The organism is Ruegeria sp. BJ5, from assembly GCF_056537865.1.
In genome coordinates this window covers 314,052-334,150 of record NZ_JBQFSH010000002.1, presented here as the reverse complement: position 1 = coordinate 334,150, position 20,099 = coordinate 314,052, and the positions used below count along the sequence as shown (strand labels likewise).

General features: G+C 59.5%; 20 protein-coding genes. 7 read left to right on the top strand and 13 right to left on the bottom strand.

Translation table 11 applies throughout. The features are described 5' to 3' along the window. Positions 1–27: 27 nt before the first annotated feature. Positions 28–2,007, top strand: coding sequence for an AsmA family protein (locus ACR0NY_RS09115; protein WP_170368013.1), 1,980 nt, complete (start codon positions 28–30; stop codon positions 2,005–2,007). A 31-nt stretch (positions 2,008–2,038) separates the two neighbouring features. Here the strand turns inward: ACR0NY_RS09115 and ACR0NY_RS09110 are convergent, their stop codons facing one another. From ACR0NY_RS09110 to ACR0NY_RS09095, 4 genes are read right to left on the bottom strand one after another with little or no spacing between them, the layout of a single operon-like run. Continuing rightward, the gene (locus tag ACR0NY_RS09110) at positions 2,039–3,535 is read right to left on the bottom strand and encodes a phosphomannomutase/phosphoglucomutase (protein WP_170368015.1); all 1,497 of its coding nucleotides are present in this window, start codon (positions 3,533–3,535) and stop codon (positions 2,039–2,041) included. A gap of 15 nt (positions 3,536–3,550) precedes the next feature. Continuing rightward, positions 3,551–4,384 (bottom strand): 3-deoxy-8-phosphooctulonate synthase, encoded by an 834-nt coding sequence (gene kdsA / locus ACR0NY_RS09105; protein ID WP_170340066.1) that lies wholly within the window; start codon positions 4,382–4,384, stop codon positions 3,551–3,553. A 5-nt stretch (positions 4,385–4,389) separates the two neighbouring features. Then, on the bottom strand, positions 4,390–5,964 hold the full coding sequence (locus tag ACR0NY_RS09100; RefSeq protein WP_170368017.1) for a KpsE/RkpR family capsule polysaccharide export protein: 1,575 nt from the start codon (positions 5,962–5,964) through the stop codon (positions 4,390–4,392). Next, positions 5,942–6,601: an ABC transporter ATP-binding protein gene (locus ACR0NY_RS09095; protein ID WP_093964707.1), complete on the bottom strand. Its 660-nt coding sequence runs from the start codon at positions 6,599–6,601 to the stop codon at positions 5,942–5,944. The genes ACR0NY_RS09100 and ACR0NY_RS09095 overlap by 23 nt, the downstream gene beginning before the upstream one ends. Positions 6,602–6,835: 234 nt before the next feature. Between ACR0NY_RS09095 and ACR0NY_RS09090 the strand changes: the two genes are divergently transcribed. Next, positions 6,836–7,423: a uracil-DNA glycosylase family protein gene (locus ACR0NY_RS09090; protein WP_170368019.1), complete on the top strand. Its 588-nt coding sequence runs from the start codon at positions 6,836–6,838 to the stop codon at positions 7,421–7,423. Further along, positions 7,416–8,204, top strand: coding sequence for an SseB family protein (locus ACR0NY_RS09085; RefSeq protein ID WP_170368021.1), 789 nt, complete (start codon positions 7,416–7,418; stop codon positions 8,202–8,204). Before ACR0NY_RS09090 ends, ACR0NY_RS09085 begins: the two co-directional genes overlap by 8 nt. A 52-nt stretch (positions 8,205–8,256) precedes the next feature. Here the strand turns inward: ACR0NY_RS09085 and yghU are convergent, their stop codons facing one another. Further along, positions 8,257–9,135 carry a glutathione-dependent disulfide-bond oxidoreductase gene (yghU, locus tag ACR0NY_RS09080; RefSeq protein WP_170340072.1) on the bottom strand — a complete coding sequence of 293 codons (879 nt, stop codon included), beginning with the start codon at positions 9,133–9,135 and terminating at the stop codon, positions 8,257–8,259. Between the two features lie 241 nt (positions 9,136–9,376). Between yghU and ACR0NY_RS09075 the strand changes: the two genes are divergently transcribed. Then, positions 9,377–9,895 (top strand): YHS domain-containing (seleno)protein, encoded by a 519-nt coding sequence (locus ACR0NY_RS09075; protein ID WP_170340074.1) that lies wholly within the window; start codon positions 9,377–9,379, stop codon positions 9,893–9,895. A 57-nt stretch (positions 9,896–9,952) separates the two neighbouring features. On the opposite strand, the gene ACR0NY_RS09070 is transcribed toward ACR0NY_RS09075, so the two are convergent. Together ACR0NY_RS09070 and metF are read right to left on the bottom strand one after the other, a co-directional pair. Further along, the gene (locus ACR0NY_RS09070) at positions 9,953–10,606 is read right to left on the bottom strand and encodes a J domain-containing protein (protein ID WP_170340076.1); all 654 of its coding nucleotides are present in this window, start codon (positions 10,604–10,606) and stop codon (positions 9,953–9,955) included. Positions 10,607–10,787: 181 nt separating this feature from the next. After that, positions 10,788–11,654, bottom strand: coding sequence for a methylenetetrahydrofolate reductase [NAD(P)H] (gene metF / locus ACR0NY_RS09065; RefSeq protein WP_093964713.1), 867 nt, complete (start codon positions 11,652–11,654; stop codon positions 10,788–10,790). Positions 11,655–11,748: 94 nt separating this feature from the next. Here metF and ACR0NY_RS09060 point away from each other — a divergent pair, with 94 nt between their 5' ends. Together ACR0NY_RS09060 and ACR0NY_RS09055 are read left to right on the top strand one after the other, a co-directional pair. Beyond that, the gene (locus ACR0NY_RS09060; protein WP_170340077.1) at positions 11,749–12,654 is read left to right on the top strand and encodes a LysR family transcriptional regulator; all 906 of its coding nucleotides are present in this window, start codon (positions 11,749–11,751) and stop codon (positions 12,652–12,654) included. 108 nt (positions 12,655–12,762) lie between these two features. Beyond that, positions 12,763–13,548: an inositol monophosphatase family protein gene (locus tag ACR0NY_RS09055; protein ID WP_170340079.1), complete on the top strand. Its 786-nt coding sequence runs from the start codon at positions 12,763–12,765 to the stop codon at positions 13,546–13,548. Between the two features lie 76 nt (positions 13,549–13,624). Here the strand turns inward: ACR0NY_RS09055 and bhcD are convergent, their stop codons facing one another. From bhcD to bhcA, 4 genes are read right to left on the bottom strand one after another with little or no spacing between them, the layout of a single operon-like run. After that, positions 13,625–14,611, bottom strand: coding sequence for an iminosuccinate reductase BhcD (gene bhcD / locus ACR0NY_RS09050; protein ID WP_217354832.1), 987 nt, complete (start codon positions 14,609–14,611; stop codon positions 13,625–13,627). A gap of 14 nt (positions 14,612–14,625) precedes the next feature. Beyond that, positions 14,626–15,789, bottom strand: coding sequence for a 3-hydroxy-D-aspartate aldolase BhcC (gene bhcC / locus ACR0NY_RS09045; RefSeq protein WP_170340082.1), 1,164 nt, complete (start codon positions 15,787–15,789; stop codon positions 14,626–14,628). Next, a complete protein-coding gene (gene bhcB, locus ACR0NY_RS09040) occupies positions 15,786–16,772 on the bottom strand; it encodes a beta-hydroxyaspartate dehydratase BhcB (protein WP_170340084.1) in 987 nt (328 codons plus the stop codon). The genes bhcC and bhcB overlap by 4 nt, the downstream gene beginning before the upstream one ends. 10 nt (positions 16,773–16,782) lie before the next feature. Beyond that, entirely contained in the window at positions 16,783–17,973 is a 1,191-nt protein-coding gene (gene bhcA / locus ACR0NY_RS09035; RefSeq protein ID WP_170368026.1) for an L-aspartate--glyoxylate aminotransferase BhcA, read from the bottom strand. Between the two features lie 196 nt (positions 17,974–18,169). Between bhcA and ACR0NY_RS09030 the strand changes: the two genes are divergently transcribed. Next, positions 18,170–19,009: an IclR family transcriptional regulator gene (locus ACR0NY_RS09030; protein WP_093964716.1), complete on the top strand. Its 840-nt coding sequence runs from the start codon at positions 18,170–18,172 to the stop codon at positions 19,007–19,009. Here ACR0NY_RS09030 and ACR0NY_RS09025 read toward each other — a convergent pair. Further along, positions 18,985–19,356, bottom strand: a complete 372-nt coding sequence (locus tag ACR0NY_RS09025) for a GFA family protein (RefSeq protein ID WP_170368028.1) — start codon at positions 19,354–19,356, stop codon at positions 18,985–18,987. The two genes, ACR0NY_RS09030 and ACR0NY_RS09025, sit on opposite strands and share 25 nt — an antisense overlap. After that, positions 19,353–20,096: a rhomboid family intramembrane serine protease gene (locus tag ACR0NY_RS09020; protein ID WP_170340089.1), complete on the bottom strand. Its 744-nt coding sequence runs from the start codon at positions 20,094–20,096 to the stop codon at positions 19,353–19,355. Before ACR0NY_RS09020 ends, ACR0NY_RS09025 begins: the two co-directional genes overlap by 4 nt. Positions 20,097–20,099: the final 3 nt, after the last annotated feature.

The following is a 20,099-nucleotide window of genomic DNA, read 5'->3' as shown; positions in this document are numbered from 1 at the left end:
AAAAGCCGGCAAGGCAGAGAGCAAATCATGAAGTGGCTGATACGCATTCTATTCATTCTGGTTGCGGTCGCGGGGCTGGTGATCGGGGCGTTGCTATTGATGCCCGGCGACAAGCTGGGCAAGATCCTCGCCGAACAGGTCAAGGCGCAGACCGGACGTGAGCTGACGTTGTCCGGCGATGTCCGCCTATCCTTTTGGCCGGTTCTGGGAATGGAAACCGGGCCGGTTACTTTTGGGAACGCGCCCTGGGCCAGCTCCGAACCGATGCTGAGCGCGCAAAGCCTGGCAGTTGGCGTCGATGCCTCAGCGCTGCTGGCGGGGGATGTGCGTATCCGGCGCGTCGTGGCTGAGGATCCCGTCTTGCGGCTGGAACTGTCACAAGGGCGGGGCAACTGGGAAATGACGGCGCCGCAAACCGGAGCGTCAAACACGGGCTCTGGCAATGCAAATGTACCCGCACCCAACTCTGCGGCGCCGGCCGAAACAGGAACCGTGACCCTGGACCGATTGGAGCTCAGCAACGCGCGTCTGGTTTATGTGGAAAACGGTGACCCTCAGATGGATTTTTCCGGGGTCGATCTGAAGGCCAATTGGCCCGATGTCACTGCGCCGATGAAGATGAGCGCATCAATGCCGGTGCCCGGTGGCGCGGTTGAGGTTGATTTGGAAATTCCTGATTTGCCTGCATTTTCCAGTGGCGCGGTGACGCCATTGGTTCTTGGCCTGACAGCGCCGGGCGGAGAGATCAGCTTTGACGGACGCGTCAACCTGGCCGGTGAAATGGACGGCAAAACTCATGTCCGGACCACAAACACCGACGCGATGCTGGCCGCTTTTGGTCAGGGCGGGGTGTCAGTCCCCATGGGACTTGGACGGGTCGCGGATGTGTCCGGCCAGATGACCTACACCAAGGATGGGCGCATTTCCTTGCGGGATATGCGCGCCGTTCTAGATCAGAACAGTTTTGACGGTGCCGCAGATATTGTTATCGCAAACCCACCAAAGATTAGTGCGCGGCTGAGTACCGGTGACCTTGACCTGACGCAGGCAACAGCCGGCAGCGCGCCCAGCAGCGGCGGCGGCACGGGCGGAGGGAAACAGGCGCCCGAAGGCTGGTCCCAGGCGCCGATCGACGCGTCACCCCTTTCGTTGGCAAATGGAACTATCCGGTTGAAAGCCAATTCGATCGCCATTCCTGATATGACCTTTGGTCCCAGCGATCTGAGCCTCAGCCTGGATCGGTCGCGTGCGGTTCTGAAAATGGAACCGGCCACGCTGTTTTCCGGAAAGCTGACCGGAGAAGTCGTGGCCAACAATAGAAACGGACTGTCGGTCGGGGGCAACCTGACCGCCACGGGTATCGACCTCAAGCAGGCTTTGACCACGTTGGGCGGTGTCGAACGTCTGTCCGGTACTGCGTCGGGAACGTTGCAATTCCTGGGGGTGGGGCAAACCGAAGCGCAGATTATGCGCTCACTCAGCGGCAAGGGCAGTGTGGACGTCGGCAAGGGGGTGATCTCCGGGTTTGATCTGGATCGTTTGATGGGGCGCGGCGAAGGCAGTGGAGGAACCACCGTCTTCAACAGCCTGACTGCCACCTACACGATGCAGGACGGCAACCTGACGAACAACGATCTTCTGATGCAGCTTGACAATTTCCGTGCCGATGGCGCGGGCCGTGTCGGGCTGGGTGCGCGCGATATCGACTATGTGTTCACACCGGTCGCGCTGCGGGCAAACGGGGGCAATGGCATTGCCGTGCCTGTGCGGATCAAGGGGCCGTGGAGTGATCCGTCGATCAAGCCCGACCTGAGCAAGGTGATTGAAGCTGCGACGGAAGAGAAGCTCAAGGAACTGGAGCAGGACGCGAAGGACAAGGCGCTGAAGAAGGCCGGAGAGGAGTTGAATACAACCATCTCCGACAGCGAACAGGTCGAAGATGCACTGAAGCAAAAGCTTGAAGATGAGGCCAAAAAGGGCTTGCTGAAACTGCTCGGACGGGATTGAGAAAGGGGCGCCTCAGCGCCCCTTTTTTTGCTCAGATCGTCTGGTCGTAGTCGCCCACACCCGGTTCGGTACGGATCACGGCATCGATATCGGCGAAAATTGCCCGCATCTCATCTTCGCTCTCGCTGCTTTCGCAGACCACCACTAGGTTGGGCGTGTTCGAAGATGCCCGGACCAGGCCCCAACTGCCATTGTCGAGGATGACGCGGGCACCATTGACCGTCACGACTTCCTTGATCGGCCGACCGGCCAATGTTTCGCCCGCCTCGGCCTTGGCAACGAGCTTGTCCACCAACCGGGCGAGGATGTCATATTTTTCGGTATCGGCAGCATAGGGCGACATGGTCGGGGTCGACCATGTCTTGGGCAGGGCGCGACGCAGATCGGACATGCTCTGTCCCGGATTGCGGTCCATCAGTTTGCAGATTTCCACCGCGACCCGCATTCCGCAGTCGTATCCACGCCCGATTGGCTCGGCCAGAAAGTAATGGCCCGACTTTTCGAACCCGGCCAACGCGCCGATTTCCTTCACGCGCCGTTTCATGTGGCTGTGGCCGGTTTTCCAGTAATCCGCCTTGACGCCATGGGCCTGCAGTTCGGGATCGCTTGCAAACAGGCCGGTCGATTTAACGTCGGCCACGAAGGTCGCGCCGGGATGCAGCTTGGCCAAATCACGCGCCATGATGACACCGACCTTGTCGGCAAAGATCTCCTCGCCCTCGTCATCGACCACACCGCAGCGATCGCCGTCTCCGTCAAACCCAAGCGCCAGGTCCGCCCCGCTGGCTTTGACGGCGTCAGCCATGTCGTGCAACATCTCCATCGCTTCGGGGTTCGGATTGTAGTTGGGGAAGGTGTAATCCAACCGGTTGTGGCTGGGAACGACCTCGACCCCGATCCGCTCAAAGATCTCGGGGGCAAAGGCAGATGCGGTGCCGTTCCCTGTCGCGCAGACCACCTTAAGGGGGCGCGACATTTTGAAATCACCGACAAGATCGTCGATATAGGCCTCTTTCACGCCGTCCACGAATTCATAGGACCCGCCGGGGCGTGCCACGCCTTCGCCGTTCAGCACGATATCGCGCAGCTCGGCCATTTCGTCAGGGCCGTGGGTCAGAGGACGGTCAAAGCCCATCTTCACCCCGGTCCAGCCGTTGGGATTGTGGCTGGCCGTCACCATGGCGACCGCGGGAACATCCAGGTGGAATTGGGCGAAATACGCCATCGGGCTCAGCGCAGGGCCAATATCCTTGACCTGGATACCGGCCTGCATGAGGCCCAGAATCAACGCATTCTTGATCGCCAGAGAATAGTCGCGGTAGTCGTTGCCGACCGCGATCAGCGGCTCGATCCCACGCTTGTGCATCTGAGTGCCCAAACCAAGACCAAGAGCCGTCATCCCCGGCAGGTTGATCTCGTCCGGGTATTTCCAGCGGGCATCGTATTCCCGAAACCCGGTGGGTTTGATCATCGCATCGCGCAGAAAGCTCCAGGTGTTCGGGGTCACCTCGGGGATTGGTTTGGTCATGGAAAATCTCGATCGTTAAATCTGAACTGGGTTGGCCTTGGCCAGGGCATCGAAACGCATCAATGTGTCAATCAGTTGGCCCATTTGGTCCAACGGGATCATATTCGGCCCATCAGACGGCGCCGTGTCCGGATCCTGATGCGTTTCAATGAATACGGCACCGACGCCCAGGGCCACGGCCGCGCGGGCCATTACCGGTGCAAATTCCCGCTGCCCGCCGGACGAGCCGCCTCGGCCACCGGGCTGTTGAACGGAATGGGTTGCATCCATGACAACCGGATACCCGGTTTGCGCCATTTGCGGCAGGGATCGCATGTCGGCGACAAGCGTATTGTAGCCAAACGAGGTTCCGCGCTCGGTCAGCAGGATGTTGTGGTTGCCCGTGCTTTCGATCTTTTCGACGATGTTTGGCATTTCCCAGGGGGCCAGGAACTGACCCTTCTTGACGTTGACGGCCTTGCCTGTTTCTCCGGCTGCCAGCAGCATGTCTGTCTGGCGGCACAGGAAGGCCGGGATTTGCAGGATATCCACTGCTTCGGCCGCGATGGCACATTGCGCTTCAGTGTGGACATCCGTCAGGACCGGAATACCCATCGTTTTGCGAATGTCATCCAGCACCTTCAGCCCGGCCTCGATCCCCATGCCGCGTTTCCCGGACAGGGACGTACGGTTGGCTTTGTCATATGAGGCCTTGAACACATACTGTGCCCCCGCGGCTTCACAGGCTTCTTTCATCCTTCCCGCGATCATCTGTGCGTGATCCGCCGTTTCAAGCTGGCAAGGGCCCGCGATGATGGTCAGCGGAAGGTCGTTGCCAACGGTGACGTTGGCTATTTTTACATGTTTCATGAGCTCTACGAGGATACCTGTTCACGAAGGACTGACGTAGTCAGCGAAATCATCAGGTAGATACCAGCAAACAACAGGAAAGCCAAAATCGTATTTTCGAACTTTCGCGGATAGGTGGGTTCCTGACTGGCGACCGGGTTCACGGAAACGGTGAGGTATCGAACCTTGCGGTTGGCCTCGGTCCGGGCGGTTTCCATTTGCTGCATGGCCGATTGCAGCATCATGTCCCGTGCGGCCAGATCGGCCTGTGCCATCTGGATCCGAACGCTCAACCGCGCCAGCGAGTTTTCGCCGGCGGAGGCGTCCAGCATCTCGGCATTGAGCTCTTCGAGCACGGCCTCAAGCCGGTTGATATCGGCTTGGACGCCGTCGACCTTGGCTTTGTTCGGCCGAAGGTTGTCCAGCAACGCCGCCAGTTCCAATTCCTTGTCTTGAAGCTGTATCTCGATCTCGTTGATGCGGGCGCGCAGCCCGGCAATCACGTTTTCGGGGTCCAGAACGGCACCCTGCAACTGTAGTTCGATCAGCGCTTCCTGGGCTTTGCGCCGTTCTTCCTGAGCGTCCTCGAAGGACTGCAGAGCGTCCCGCATCTGATCTTCGCGCTTCAACTCGGTGAGGCCGTTGATTTTTTCTTCGGCGTAGGAGATCAGCAGATTTGACAGGTCGACGGCAGTGTCCGGGTCGGGTGCTGCAACCTCCATCCGGATGATGCCGTCGCTGGGGTCATAGCCGATTGTGACCATGCGCTTGTACAGTTTGAACGCCTCTTCCAGCGTGGCGTCCTGAGGCAGTCTTTGAATCGGATCGATCCAGTCCTGCTTGAAAATCTCGGCAAAACCAGTGTCCCGTTCCAGACGGTTGAGCGCATCCTTGGATTCAAGGAACTCCTGGGTCGCGACCGAGTCCTGCGTGGTTGCGTATTGCGTCCCGGCCAAAAGCCCGCCGATCTCACCAGCGCCACCATCTGCCTGTAGAATGGAAAACGCGGACTCGCTGGCGTACATCGGAGTGGCTATGCGATAGAAGTAATAGCCGACAATAATCGTGGGCAGCAGAACAAAGGCGAATAGACGGGCAAACAGACCAAACAGCTTTCGTCTGCGCCGACGGGCGATATCCTTCTGAATCTGGCCGATTTCGAATTCGCGCCGCTGTGCCGGGCTCCATTCGGGGCCGGGAAGGGTCTGTTGCTTTTCTTTCACCGTTTGCGGCAGCTGGATCGTGACCTTGTCTTTTGGCTGGTCTTCCGCATCCGCGGTATCGGAAGAACCCGCCGCAAAATCCAGAAGGTTGGAGCGCGGAAACGGATCGATCCCCTTTTTTCGTAGCAGACGCACGGCATCGTAGTCCGACGTCGCAGCCAGACCGTGTTTCTGCGCCATGCGTCGGGCTATGCGCAGTTGACGACCGGTCAACCCTTCCTTCTTGATGGCATCCAGTTCAGTTCCGGCCGGGGCTTCCTCGGCCGGTTGGGTTGCTTTTCGGATGCGCGAAATCGCCTCGGCACGCGCCTCGACCGTGCCTTCGGCATGCGTGGCATGGTTCGGGTCGTATTTTTTAACCTTGGGTTTGGTAGTCATATAGCTGCGTCGCCTCTTCCAAGGAGTCAAACATATGAAGCTGCCCATCCACAAGCACGGCGGCCTGGCGGGCGAATTTTTCGAGGGTTTTGGGATTGTGTGACACAATCACCAAAGTCGTGGTTCGCAAGCGTTCCTGCAGGATTGAACCTGCTTTTTTGTTGAATTCGACATCGGTGGTGGCAGGCATACCTTCGTCGATCAGGTACATGTCGAAATCCAGGGCCAGCATCAACGAAAATGTGAAACGGGCGCGCATGCCGGCTGAGTATGTCGCCAAGGGTTGGTTGAAATACTCGCCCAAGTCGCACATCCAGCTGCAGTAAGCCTCGACATAGTCGGGGTCCATTCCATAAATCTTGGCGATGTAACGGGCATTCTCGAGCGCGGACATCTTCTTGGAAACGCCGCCGGCAAAGCCCATGGGGAAAGACACCCGGCACTCTCGGCGGATAACGCCTTCGTCGGGCTTTTCGAGCCCGGCCATCATGTTGATAAGCGTGGTTTTTCCGGTGCCGTTCGGGGCCAGAACGCCAAGTGATTTTCCCAGTTCGACCCGGAACGAGACCCTGTCCAGGATCACCTTGCGGCGAGTCCCGGTCCAGAAGGACTTGCTGACATTCTCGAACTCAAGCATTCACGGCCTGCTCATGTTTTTGCTTTGGGTGCGCCCACCGGTGGCTGGCTGACGGCCGGGTGTTCTACCGCTCCATGTTGGCCACATTATGTCGAAATATGAAACAAATGTTCAATGTGCGTTCGAAACGCCTGGCCACAATTGTGACGCACAGAGCCGACAACTGGATCGGTTTGCGGGAACGACTATGATCCATCCTAGGATTGCAACAAGCGTCAAAGGGCTGGAGATCAGTTGAAGCCACTTGCGGAAGAAATCAGATCGTGCCGTTTGTGCGCCGACCGCTTCGCTGCGACTGCGACCGCGCATCAGCCGCGCCCGGTGGTGTGGTTCCGCCCCGGTGCGCGCATCCTGATCGCAGGGCAAGCTCCCGGGGCACGGGTCCATGAGAGCGGCCGACCGTTCACCGACCCCTCTGGCGACCGGCTGCGGGATTGGCTGGGGTTGGAGGAAGAGCAATTCTACGATCAGGCCCGGGTTTCGATCGTTCCGATGGCGTTTTGTTTTCCGGGGTACGATGCGCGAAAGGCGGACTTGCCGCCGCCGGCGATCTGCAAGAAGACCTGGCATCACAGGGTGATGAGTGAACTTGGCGATGTTCCATTGACCATTCTTGTCGGTGGGCACGCGCAGAAATTCCATCTAGGCGCACAAACTTCGGTGACCGATACGGTGCGCAATTGGCAACAGCATGCGCCGCGGGTATTTGCCTTGCCTCATCCGTCATGGCGCAATACGGCATGGCTGAAGAAAAATCCCTGGTTCGAAACGGACCTGCTGCCGGTGCTGCGTGCCCGGGTCAAAGAGGTGATGGATGACTGACACAACTTCGTTGGACACTGCGCATGCCCAGATGGAGGCCGACCCTCAGAACGATGCCGCGCGGCTGAGGTTTTTCGAACGGCTCGCGGACAACGAACTGTTTCTGTTGCTGACCGAAGAGGCGCGAGACGAAAACATCTCGCCCGAGCTGTTTGACGTGGCTGATGGTCGGTTTGTGCTGGCCTTTGATCGCGAAGACAGACTGGCGCAGTTTGCGGGCCGTCCTGCCCCATATGCCGCTCTGTCCGGACGTGTTCTGGCGGGGATGCTTGCAGGGCAGGGCATCGGCTTGGGGCTGAACCTCGAGGTGGCGCCGTCGTCGATGCTCATCCCTGCCGAAGCGTTGGCCTGGCTTGCGGAAACCCTCAGCCATGCCCCGCAAGAAGTGCAATCCCGTCTGACGGAGTTCCTTGCGCCCGCGGGGTTGCCCGACATTTTGCTGACGGCGCTGGACACCAAACTGGCCACAGCTTCAGGTCTGGCCTCCGCCGCATATCTCGCCGGAACCCGCGCCGAGGGCGGCGGGCAGGGTCATCTTCTTGGTTTCGTTGACGCGGTGCCTGGTGCCCAGACGGCCCTGGCCAAGGCGGTGTCCGAATCTCTTACATTCTCGGGGATTGAGGCTGGTGCCTTGGATGTCGGTTTTTTCGCAGCCAGCGATCCTGCCGCCGCAGCATTGGCGAAAGTGGGCCTGCGATTTGATATCCCCGAGCCAGTGCGCGCCTCTGGGTTCCGACCAGCGCCCGGAAGCGACCCGGACAGTCCCCCGATCTTGAAGTGAAATCGAGGCTTCGGCGCAGGGATGATTTGCTCCCTGCGCCAAATGAACAGAGTTATTCGGCCGCTGTTTCCAGCTTGTCCTGCGTACGGGTTTCGAAGTCGCTTGCGTCATGCCGTTCGCGCAGTTGGGTGTGCAACTCTCCGAATGCGCGGTTGACCATGCGGCCCCGCTTCACGGCTGGCCGCGCGTCAATCTCTTGCGCCCATCGCATGACGTTCTTGTAGGATTTGACATCAAGGAACTCGGCGGCGTCGTACAAACGACCCAGAACCAGTTGCCCATACCACGGCCAGATCGCCATGTCGGCGATGGAGTAGTCCGCGCCGGCGATAAAAGCTTTGTCCGCAAGCTCGCGGTCCAGAACATCCAGCTGGCGTTTGGTTTCCATTGCAAAGCGGTTGATCGGATATTCCCATTTCTCTGGCGCATAAGCGTAGAAATGCCCGAACCCGCCACCCAGATAAGGCGCGCTGCCCATCTGCCAGAAAAGCCAGTTCATCACTTCGGTGCGCTCGGGACCGGATGCGGGCAGAAATGCACCGAATTTTTCGGCCAGATGGACAAGGATGGAACCGCTTTCGAACACCCGGATCGGCGTTTCACCCGAGCGGTCCATCAGAGCGGGGATCTTCGAGTTCGGGTTGATCGCGACAAAATCCGAGCCGAACTGATCGCCGTCACCGATATTGATCAGCCATGCGTCATATTCCGCGCCCGCGTGACCCAAGGCCAAAAGCTCTTCCAGCATGACCGTCACTTTCACCCCGTTTGGCGTTGCAAGCGAATACAACTGCAAGGGATGTTTGCCGACGGGCAATTCCTTGTCATGGGTCGCCCCTGCAATGGGGCGGTTGATGTTCGCGAAACGCCCTCCGCTTTCACTATCCCATGTCCAGACTTTCGGTGGGGTGTATGTGGTGGTGTCGCTCATCTTCTGCCTTTCGTCCCAGAGCCGAGCCGCGCCCAGCCCGACTAGAGTTAGTGTTGCAGAACAAGAACGCCAACCCCCGACGTGGCGGCTGTTCTGTAACAATTGCGGCAAGACTGCTCACGTTTGCTCGTCAATGGTCACAGCGGCGTTAACGGGTCTTCGCCGACGAAGGGAATTGCTTATTGTCTCTGCAGACAGCCACTCCGGCCCTGCAACCCGTCAAGACACGAGGACATGAAACATGAACAGATTTGCTATGACCTTTGCTGCTGCAATGGCGTTGGCCGTGCCCGCCTTTGCCGGCCCGCAATATGTCGATGGGACCGGCTTCGCCGTGTCCGGATATGATGTGGTGGCCTACCGTGGGCTTGCACAATCGCCGATTGGACAATCCCAGCCCGAAGGCGTGCGCGGACGGTCGGACATCACTGCGGAATACAACGGGGCGACCTGGGCCTTTGCGACCGAAGAAAACCGCGCGAAGTTCCTTGAAAACCCCGCGTTCTATGCGCCGCAATATGATGGCCATTGCGCCTATGGCGTGTCCAAGGGTGGCAAGGTTCCCGGCAACCCCAACCTTTGGCGGATCGTTGACGACAAGCTGTACCTGAACATCACCGACGTCGTGGTCGGTTTCTGGGAAGAAGACGTCCCGGGCAATATCAACCTAGCTGAGGGGAACTGGCCGGGTCTCGAGGTTAATGACGCCTCGACCAACGTGATCCCGAAATTCACGTCCGAAGGCCCGATCGCAAACTGACGTGACGCGCGTTGCAGGCCCGGCAGACCCACCGGGCCTTTTTTCAATGCTGGGTTTTCAACAAGCCTGCCAGAACTGATCCCGGGTGGCCTGATCCGCCTCGAACCTGATCCTGACGCTGCGCGCGCCGGGAAATTTGCGTTCTCGAATGGTATCGGGAACAACGACCTCGCCGGCTCCGCCATTCTTGGCCTGAAAGGACAGTATTTCGGTTTCGACCGTCCGAAAGCCTGCCAGAACGGATGTCGGCAGGGCAACGCGGTTTTCACCCTCGCAAACCGGCGTCGCAACGAAATAGGTCAGGTCGCGGCCATAGCATCCGATCGCCTCTGGTACATGGTCCGAATTGCGCGCCGATTGCGGGCAGTCTTCCGCGCTGGTCTCGCCAAAGGATAGGGCGCGACTTGGATCGAGCAGTTTCAGACAGGCGGAAATATCCTTCTCGTCCAGCTCGATGATACGCTTTCTGAGTTTCGGGCGTCGCGGTTGGGCCGGCCCGGCGCCTTTGCCTGCCAACCCATTTTTGCGGAGATAGTCATATGCCGACTTCGCCCGTGCGAACTGATTGCAGTCACCGCCTGTATGGTCGGGATGTGCATGAAAGGCGATGTCACGCCACGCATTCCGGATGTCCGATGCGGTGGCGGTCTGATCAAGGCCCAAGACGTGCAGTGCTTCTACGCGAGCCTGAATTTTCTCGACTGGCTCCATACCAAAATCACTCGATAAAACAACTGGCTCCTATTTTCCGGAGCCTTGAGTTTCTGTCAAATTATCCAGTGAATTGGTGGGCTTGACGGGGACAGTGCGCCGTTGCAGGGGGAATTGTTCGCGCCTTGCAGCGGGCCGCAGAGGGCAATCCCCCTTTGGCCGCTGCAAATGCAAGGAACAGTCAGGCGACGTTTTGCAGATCGGCTTTGGGCGTGATCCCAAGAGCAAAACACACATCGCGGGTCAGTTCGGGGCGGTTCAGCGTATAAAAATGCAGCTTGTCCACGCCTTCGTCGATCAGGTCTGAACACAGTTCGGTGCACAGCGCGGTGGCCAACAGGTCGTGCCGGTTGTCACGGATCGCTTTGTCAAAGGCCTGATCGACCCAGTCCGGCACCTGGGCGCCACAGCGTTTGGCAAATTTCTTCGCACCGGCCCAGTTCTCGATTGGCAGGATGCCCGGCACGATCGGCTTGTCGATCCCTGCTTTGGCGCAGGCATCGCGAAAGCGCAAAAACGTTTCGGCCTCGAAGAAGAATTGCGTCAAAGCCTCGTCTGCGCCGGCGTCCAACTTGGCTTTCAACCAGTCGATGTCAGCCTGTGCATGTGGCGCTTCGGGGTGAGTGTCGGGATAAGCTCCGACCCGGATGGTGAAACTGCCGGATTCCGCCAGTGCTGCGATCAATTCGACCGAGTGGGCGAACCCATCGGGATGCGGGACGAACCGTTCCTGCCCCTTGGGTGGGTCGCCGCGCAACGCAACGATGTCGGTGACGCCGGCCGCGGCAAAGCTGTCGGCAATGGCCAAGGTCTCGCTGCGTGAAGCGTCGACACAGGTCAGATGGGCCGCGACTTTCAATCCCGAGGATTTGTGCAACGTTGCCACCGCGTCGCGGGTCAATTCACGGGTGGTGCCCCCCGCACCATATGTGACCGAGACAAAACGGGGTGCCAGTGGCGCCAGTGTCTGGACCGTATCCCACAGGCGAAACGACGCTTCGAGCGTCTGAGGCGGAAAGAATTCAAAGGAAATCTCGGGCTGGGTCATGGCAGTCTCGCAGGTTGTGTTGCGGCTCTTGTGCCATGGAGTTCTTTGTGAGACAAACTCATATTATTCAAGAACAACATGAATGACGCGAAAGATGCATATTGAATTTCGACACCTGCGCACGATCAAAGCCATCCATGAATGTGGTGGGTTGGCCCGTGCGGCGGATCAACTGAACATCACGCAGTCGGCGCTCAGCCATCAGATCAAAGGGCTGGAGGATCAGGCCGGCGTTGAACTGTTCCTGCGCCGGTCGAAACCGATGAAACTGTCGGCCGCAGGGCTGCGCCTGTTGCGACTGGCCGAACAGATCCTGCCGCAGGTCGAAGCGATGCAGGAGGAGTTTTCTTCGCTACGCGACGGGCGCACGGGGCGGATGCACATCGCGATCGAATGCCACGCCTGTTTCGAATGGCTGTTTCCGGTGCTCGAGGCTTTCCGCAAGTCGTGGCCGGATGTCGATGTCGATATTCGGCCGGGCCTTGCCTTTGACGCGCTGCCCGCGCTGCAGAAGGAGGAGGTTGATCTGGTCGTCTCCTCGGACCCCGAAGACCTGCCGGGCGTCGAGTTCATCGAGCTGTTCGACTACAATCCTGTCTTTGTCGCCGCATCGACCCACCCTCTGGCCGAGAAACAGTATATCGAGGCCGAGGATTTTCGCGGTCAGACGCTGATCACTTATCCGGTCGAACGCACGAGGCTCGATATCTTCAGCCAGCTTCTCATCCCGGCCCGCGTGGAGCCTGCTGCGATCCGGCAAGTCGAGTTGACCGCCGTGATCCTGCTGCTTGTGGCGTCAAACCGTGGAATATCCGTTCTGCCCGACTGGGTGGTGCGCGAGGTCAAGTACAACTCGGACTATGTGACCCGTCCGCTGACCAAGGATGGCATCACGCGCCGGCTTTATGCCGCGGTGCGAACCGAGGACATGGAAAAACCCTTTGTGCAGGAATTGGTCAAGCTGGCCAGCCTAGAGGCGCGCAAGCTGCAGCAACAATAAGGTTTTGGCCACGCGGGAAACGGCATGCTGCTATGCGCATCATTCCTCTTGGCAAGGGGGCGTTGCGCCAGTATACGCGCGGTTTGACCGGACAGGAGCCTCGGAACTATGGTTGGCAGTGCAAATCTCAACATCATGATCAAGGCCGCGCGCAAAGCGGGCCGATCGCTGGTAAAAGACTTTCGCGAAGTCGAGAACCTGCAGGTGTCGATGAAGGGCGCGGGTGATTTCGTCTCGAAGGCAGACATTGCAGCCGAGAACATTCTGAAAGAAGAACTGCTGGGCGCGCGCCCCACCTACGGTTGGCTGGCCGAAGAAGGCGGCGTGATCGAGGGCGAAGACCCGACCCGGCGTTGGATCGTTGATCCTCTGGATGGAACGACCAATTTTCTTCACGGCCTGCCGCACTGGGCGGTTTCGATCGCACTTGAACACAAAGGCAAGATCGTCGCGGGTGTCATCTACGATCCCGCGAAGGACGAGATGTTCTTTGCCGAAAAGGGCGAGGGTGCCTGGATGAACGACATGCGTATCCGCGTGTCGAGCCGCAGCCGGATGATCGAATCGATCTTCTCGACCGGTTTGCCGTTTGGGGGCCGCTCGGACCTGCCCGCCACGTTGCAGGACCTGGCCCGTCTGATGCCCGCGTGCGCGGGTGTGCGTCGCTGGGGTGCAGCTGCGCTGGATATGGCCTATGTTGCCGCTGGCCGCTACGAAGGCTTCTGGGAGCGTCGCCTGAACGCCTGGGATATGGCCGCCGGCATCATCATCGTGAAAGAAGCGGGTGGGTTCGTTCAATCGTTGAACCCCGAAGGCAGCATTCTGTCCGACGGGGAAGTCATCTGCGCCAACGAACCGATTTTCGACCAGTTCGCCAAGGTGATCCGCGGCTGATCCGTCAATACGGCGGCCGGAAACGACCAGAACCAATTTCTAAGATCGCGCGGCCGAATTGGCCGCGCGTTTTGTTTCAAAGCCGTACAGTACTTGCCAGACCTGCCTCGGAGGCCAGCCGCGCGGCCACGGATGCCACAGCCAGGTCCTGCAACCCAACTCCGGTCCCATCGAACAGGGTGATCTGATCAACCTTTGTCCGGCCAGGATGATCGCCATTGATCACCGCTCCAATCGGGGTGATGACGTCAGGATCCAGCGCTCCCGAAGCCACGGCATGTTGCGCCTCACCTATGGTGACGGACTGGGCAACCTCGTCGGTGAAGACCTGAGCCGAAGCAACCAGTTCGGGGTCGACTTCCATCTTGCCCTTCGTGTCGGTTCCCATGCAGGCCAGATGCGTTCCGGGCTTGATCCAATCGCGCATCAACATCGGTTCGAACGCCGATGTGATCGTGATGATGACGTCGGCCTGTGCCCCCAGTTCCCGCTGCGAGACGGATTCGAAATCCAGTCCGATGTCCTGCGCGACGGCGGCCAGTTTCGGAAGCATTTCGGGATGGGGATTCCATGCCACCACCTTTTCGAAGTCGCGCTGCTTGGCGGCGGCGCGCAACTGAAAGGCCGATTGATGGCCCGCGCCGACCATGCCAAGCACCTTGGCGTCCGTGCGGGCCAGGTGCGCAATCGACACTGCCGAGGACGCAGCCGTGCGGATAGCCGTAAGGTAGTTTCCTCCGACCAGCGCGGAGGGCCGCCCGGTATCGGGATCGAACAGGATGACGGTGGATTGGTGGTTGGTCAGCCCGCGATCGGCGTTTCCCGGCCAATATCCACCAGATTTGACACCCAGAACCAGGCCTTCGGCGTCAAAGCCGGATTTGAACCCATATACGGCGCCGGCATGACCCAGCCCTTCGCGGATGACGGGGAAGTTGCGCGCTCCGCCGCGTGCCATCGCTGAGAACACGTCTTGGATTGCGTCAAACGCCAGCTTGCGGTTGAACAGCTGCTTGCAGAGGTCTTCGCCAACGATCTGTATCAAATTGGTTTCAGCGTTCATCTCGTCCCTCATGATCAAAACGCCTTGCCCCGAGCAGAGACCGGCCACAGGGTCTCGACCCTTCCGTTGCGCACGCCAACATACCAGTCGTGCACGTTGCAGGTCGGATCGCAGTGCCCGGGGACCAAACGCAACTTTTCGTTCACCCGCAGCACGCCGTTGGGGTCGCCGATCACACCGTGTTCGTCCGAACATTTCAGGTATTCGACATCATCGCGGCCAAAAATCACCGGCAAACCGCTGTCGATCGACTGCGCCTTGAGCCCTGCGTCACAGATCGCCTTATCCGGTTTGGCATGGCTCATGACGCTGGTCAGAATGAACAAGGCGTTTTCCCATTCGCCCCGGTCGATCCTTTGGCCATTCCGGTCCAGAATCCGCCCATAGTCGGCATCCATGAACGCGTAGGACCCGCACTGCAATTCGTTGTAAACGCCAGAATTGCTTTCGAAATAATAGGATCCCGTCCCGCCACCCGAGACCAGTTCGCACTCAATCCCGTCCGCCTTCAACCCGTCGACGGCGTCCCGCACCATGGCGATTGCTGCATCCAGTTTTTCCTTTCGCGCGTCATAGCTGTCGAGATGTTGCATCGCACCCTGATAAGCTTGGAGGCCGGTGAACTTCAGGTTCGGCGCCTCCTCGACCGCGCGGGCAATGGCTATGACGTCAGCCGTACTGGTCACCCCACAGCGCCCCGCGCCGCAGTCGATCTCGACTAGGATCTCCAGCTGCGTTCCATGGGTCTGCGCCGCAGAGGACAGCTCGGGCACATTCGCGATGTCGTCCACGCAGACCAGCGTTCGCGCGCCCAGCTTCGGCAGCCGAGCCAAGCGGTCAATTTTGGCCGGATCGCGCACCTGGTTGGACACAAGGATATCCTTGATCCCGCCGCGCGCAAAAACCTCGGCCTCCGAGACCTTCTGACAGCACACGCCAACTGCCCCGCCCAGTTTTTCCTGCAGGCGCGCGACGTCCACAGACTTGTGCATCTTGCCATGCACCCGATGGCGCATGCCGTGCGCTTTGGCGTAGGCGCCCATTTTGCGGATGTTCCGCTCCAGCGCGTCGAGGTCCAGTATCAGGCAAGGAGTCTGGATTTCGCTCTCATCCATGCCGATTGCTGCGGGGATGTCGAAGCCGACGTCCAACTGATCGATGTTCACGGGTTTGTTCATCCTTCTCCTCCTTGCCCGGCCAGCCAGGGCAGCTTGTCCAAATCCACATTGCCGCCGGTCAGGATCACGCCGACGCGTTTGCCTCGAAAAACCTCGGGGTTGTTGAGAATGGTTGCCAACGGAACGGCCGAAGATGGCTCAATCACCAGTCGCAGGTGTTTCCAGGCCAGTTTCATGGCCGCCACGATTTCGTCTTCGGAGGCCGTGAAGATGTCGGCAACGTTCCGCGACACGAAGTGCCAGGTGTTTTCCTTGAGCGGAACCAGAAGGCCGTCGGCCACCGTCTTGGGTGCGTCGTCGGCGATGATCCGACCGGCTTTGAAAGATCGGTATGCGTCATCAGCCTGCTGAGGTTCCGCGGCATAGATCGCGGTGTCAGGGGCCAGATTCGATACTGTCAGGCACGTGCCCGAAACCATACCGCCGCCGCCGATCGGAGCGATAACGGCATCAAGCCCACCTGTTTGTTCCAGCATCTCGGCCGAGCATGTGGCCTGTCCTGCAATGACACGCGGATCGTTGTAGGGGTGCACGAATTCGCCACCCGTTTTGGCCTGCACCTGGGCAAAGGTCGCTTCGCGCGATGTTGTCGAAGGCTCACATTCGGTGATCGTGCCACCAAACCTGCGAACCGCGTCCTTTTTGGCCTGAGGTGCGGTGCGTGGCATGACGACGTTGCAGGGAATGCCCCGCCGACCGGCAGCATATGACAGGGACAGTGCATGGTTCCCGCTGGAGTGGGTGCAGACGCCGTTGCCGGCGATCTCGTCGGGCAATCCAAATACCGCATTGCAGGCGCCGCGGACCTTGAAGGCTCCGGCCTCCTGCAGGTTCTCGCACTTGAAAAAGAGCCGCGCGCCAGTTTGTGCGTTCAGATACTCCGACGACAGGACGGGTGTACGCCGGATATGTGGTTTGATCCGTTCATGCGCAGCGCGCATGTCGTCGATCGTCAGCTCTGCAGCCGAAAGCGTGTCCAACATACCGATCTCCTCAAGCCGCAGCACGCGAGCGGTTGGTGCCGTTTGCACGGAAGTATTCCTGCGCTGCCGCCACGCCGCTGCCCAGTTGTATCGGGTAGTTCAGATCGGCCATCGCCATCTCGATCGTGGCGAGGCCGGACAGAACCATGACGTCCGTCAGGCTGCCAAGGTGCCCGATGCGAAACGCCTTGCCGTTCAATTGGCCCAGGCCGATCCCGAAGGACACTCCATAGGTGTCATAGGTATGGTTAGTCAGGACATTGCTGTCGAACCCATCGGGTACATAGACTGCGCTGACAGTGTCCGAGTAGAGGTCCGGTGATTGAGCGACCAGGTTCAATCCCCACGCGTCGACGGCCCGACGCACGCCTTCAGCCAGACGGAAGTGACGGGCATAGACGTTGTCCAGGCCTTCATCGAACAGAATCGACAGGCTTTCCTGCAGCCCGCAGATCAGTTGCAGCGGCGGCGTGTAAGGAAACCCGCCCGAGGCATTGGCGTCCAACATGTCCCGAAAGTCGAAATAGGTGCGGGGCAGCCGCGCACCATCCATCGCTGCCAGCGCTTTGGGGCTGACGCACAGGATTGCCATTCCAGCGGCCAGCATGAACCCCTTTTGCGACCCCGAAACCGCAATATCGACGCCCCAGCCATCGAATTCGAACGGCATCGAGGCCAGCGAACTGACGCAATCGACCATCAGCAGGGCAGGGTGCGCCGAGGCATCCATCGCCGATCGGATCGACTGGATATCGGATCGCACGCCGGTGGCCGTTTCATTGTGCGTCACCAGAACCGCCCGAATGTCGTGGTTCCGGTCGTCGGCGAGGATCGACTGAAACCGTTCGGCAGGTGCTCCGCTGCCCCAATGGCAATCGATGACTTGCATATCCAGCCCATGCCGTTGGCAAAGGTCGATCCAGCGATGGCTGAATACGCCATGGCGGGCCACAAGAACCTTGTCGCCCGGGCTCAGTGTGTTGCTGATCGCAGCTTCCCACCCACCTGTGCCGCTGGATGGAAAGGTCACAATCTGACCCGTGGTCGACCGGAAGACCTGCTTGAGGCCCTCGAGTACCGGAGCAAAGGCCTGAACGAAATCCGGCGCGCGGTGGTCAATGGTCTGGACCTGCATCGCGCGCAGGAGGCGATCCGGGATATTCGTCGGGCCGGGAATGAAGACCGGGTTCTGTTTTGACATCATCATGTCCTCCGCTTTGCCCCAAGTCTGTTTCCGCGTCGGCGATGATGCAATTTTCTTGAAAAATATTTTCATTATTTCGAAAAAATTCGTAACCTGCCATAAACGCAGGATATTCACTTTCTCATTTCGCTGAGTGTTTGTGATCAACTGAGAAAGCCAGACGGCCGTTCGGCCAAAATGAGGGAGAATCACAATGTCAGCCCAGAAGCGGCCGCGCGGACGGCCCAAGTCGTTGTTCAAGGAAAGCTCGGCCGGAACCATGCAGGCGTTGGACCGTGCGCTGGGGGTCCTGACCACGGTCGCACGGCTTGAACGCACCGCGCTCAGCGACCTCGCGCGTGAGATCGACGTGCCTACTGCAACCACGCATCGCATCCTGACGACCTTGCAAAAGCATGGGTTCGTCAGCTTCAGCGAAGAACGTCAGGAATGGATGATCGGAGTCGAAGCCTATCGCACAGGCGCTTCGTTTCTGCGGCACAACAGCGTTGTCGAGATCGGCCGGTCAGTTCTTAGACGCCTGATGCAGGACAGCGGAGAAACTGCGAACCTTGCAGTTCCCGACGGGTCGGAAGTTGTGTTTGTCGGGCAAGTCGAGACATCGAACCCGATCCGGGCGTTCTTTCCGCCGGGCGCTCGTACGCCGATGTATGCCTCGGGTACGGGCAAAGCGATCCTGGCGGCCATGACCGAGGCATCCCGGGCCAAGGTGTTGGCGGACACCCAGCTTGTGCCGTATACGCCCAATACTTGCGCCACATTGGATACCTTGCGCGAGGATCTGACCGAAACGCGGCTGCGCGGATGGTCTTATGATCGAGAGGAGCGCCACTCGGGCATGAGCTGCATCGGAGCAGCGATCTACAACGACAAGCAGGAGCCTTGCGCCGGGATCTCTGTCTCGGGGCCGACCGCGCGATTCAATCCGGACCGGGCACCCGAGCTTGCCGCCCACGTCGTTCAGGCTGCGCAAGAGATCACGCGGCTAAGCGGTGGTCAAAGTCCGGATCAGTCAGGCCGATCAGAGGGGTGATTGACCCCGTCGTTCCAGGGAATCGGCCCGTGGGTTCTGGGGTTTCCGCCCTCGATGCAGCCAAGGTTGACGCCACACTCCGCCGGATCCGAGCGTCTTTGGTGATGAACGTATATCCCGCAGGTCTTGCAGAAATAGTGTTTCGCCGTGTGCGTTCCCCACGTGTAGAGGCTCAGGTTCTCGGCGCCTTCAAGAATGCGCAGGCTCTCGGTCGTGGCCGTCACGGCGGCGGCCCCGCGGCGGATGCAGAAGGAACAGTCGCATCGGGCAGCCGTGGACAGGCCACCGGGGAACTCGGCCTCGATCTTCACGGCGCCGCAATGGCAGATGGCAGTCATTCGGGTCATCGGCGAGGTACTCTGGGTATACGGGACTGGCTGAGCTTGTAGCGGTGTTCGGGATGTGGCGGGTGACCATGGTTACGGTTCCAATAAGCTGGTCCGCCTCGTTTCAGCCACATCGGGATGCACAGAACCAAACCGATCACAAAGCCACCCGTATGCGCCCAATAGGCGACACCGCCGGCGTCAGGGTTGCTGGACACGCTGCCAAGGAACTGCATTCCCAGCCAGACGCCCAGCATCACGAAGGCCGGGATGGTGAAGACCCGGAAGTAGATGATCAGAATCAGCAGGATATCGACACGCGCCTTTGGGAACATCAGCAGGTAGCCCCCCATCACGGCCGCAATTGCGCCGGACGCGCCGATGGTGGGAACCAACGACCCGGGAGCCGTGACGATATGGACCAGCCCGGCGCCGATACCCGCGACCATGTAGAACAGCAGGAAGGGCAGGTGGCCCATCTCGTCCTCCATGTTGTCGCCGAAGATCCACAGGAACAGCATGTTGCCGATCAGGTGCATCCAGCCGCCATGCAGGAACATCGACGTCACCAACGTCTCGAGCGCCACGCCGTCGCTGATGCGGGCAGGGATGATCGCATAGTCGAAATAGAACCGGTTGATCAGCCGGGCGTCGTCCATGAATCCGACATAGCTGAGGAAAATCAGGACATTCGCCGCGATCAGCGCATAGACGACAAAGGGCGTCCGTCCCGAAGGGTTGTGGTCTCGAATTGGAAACATGGG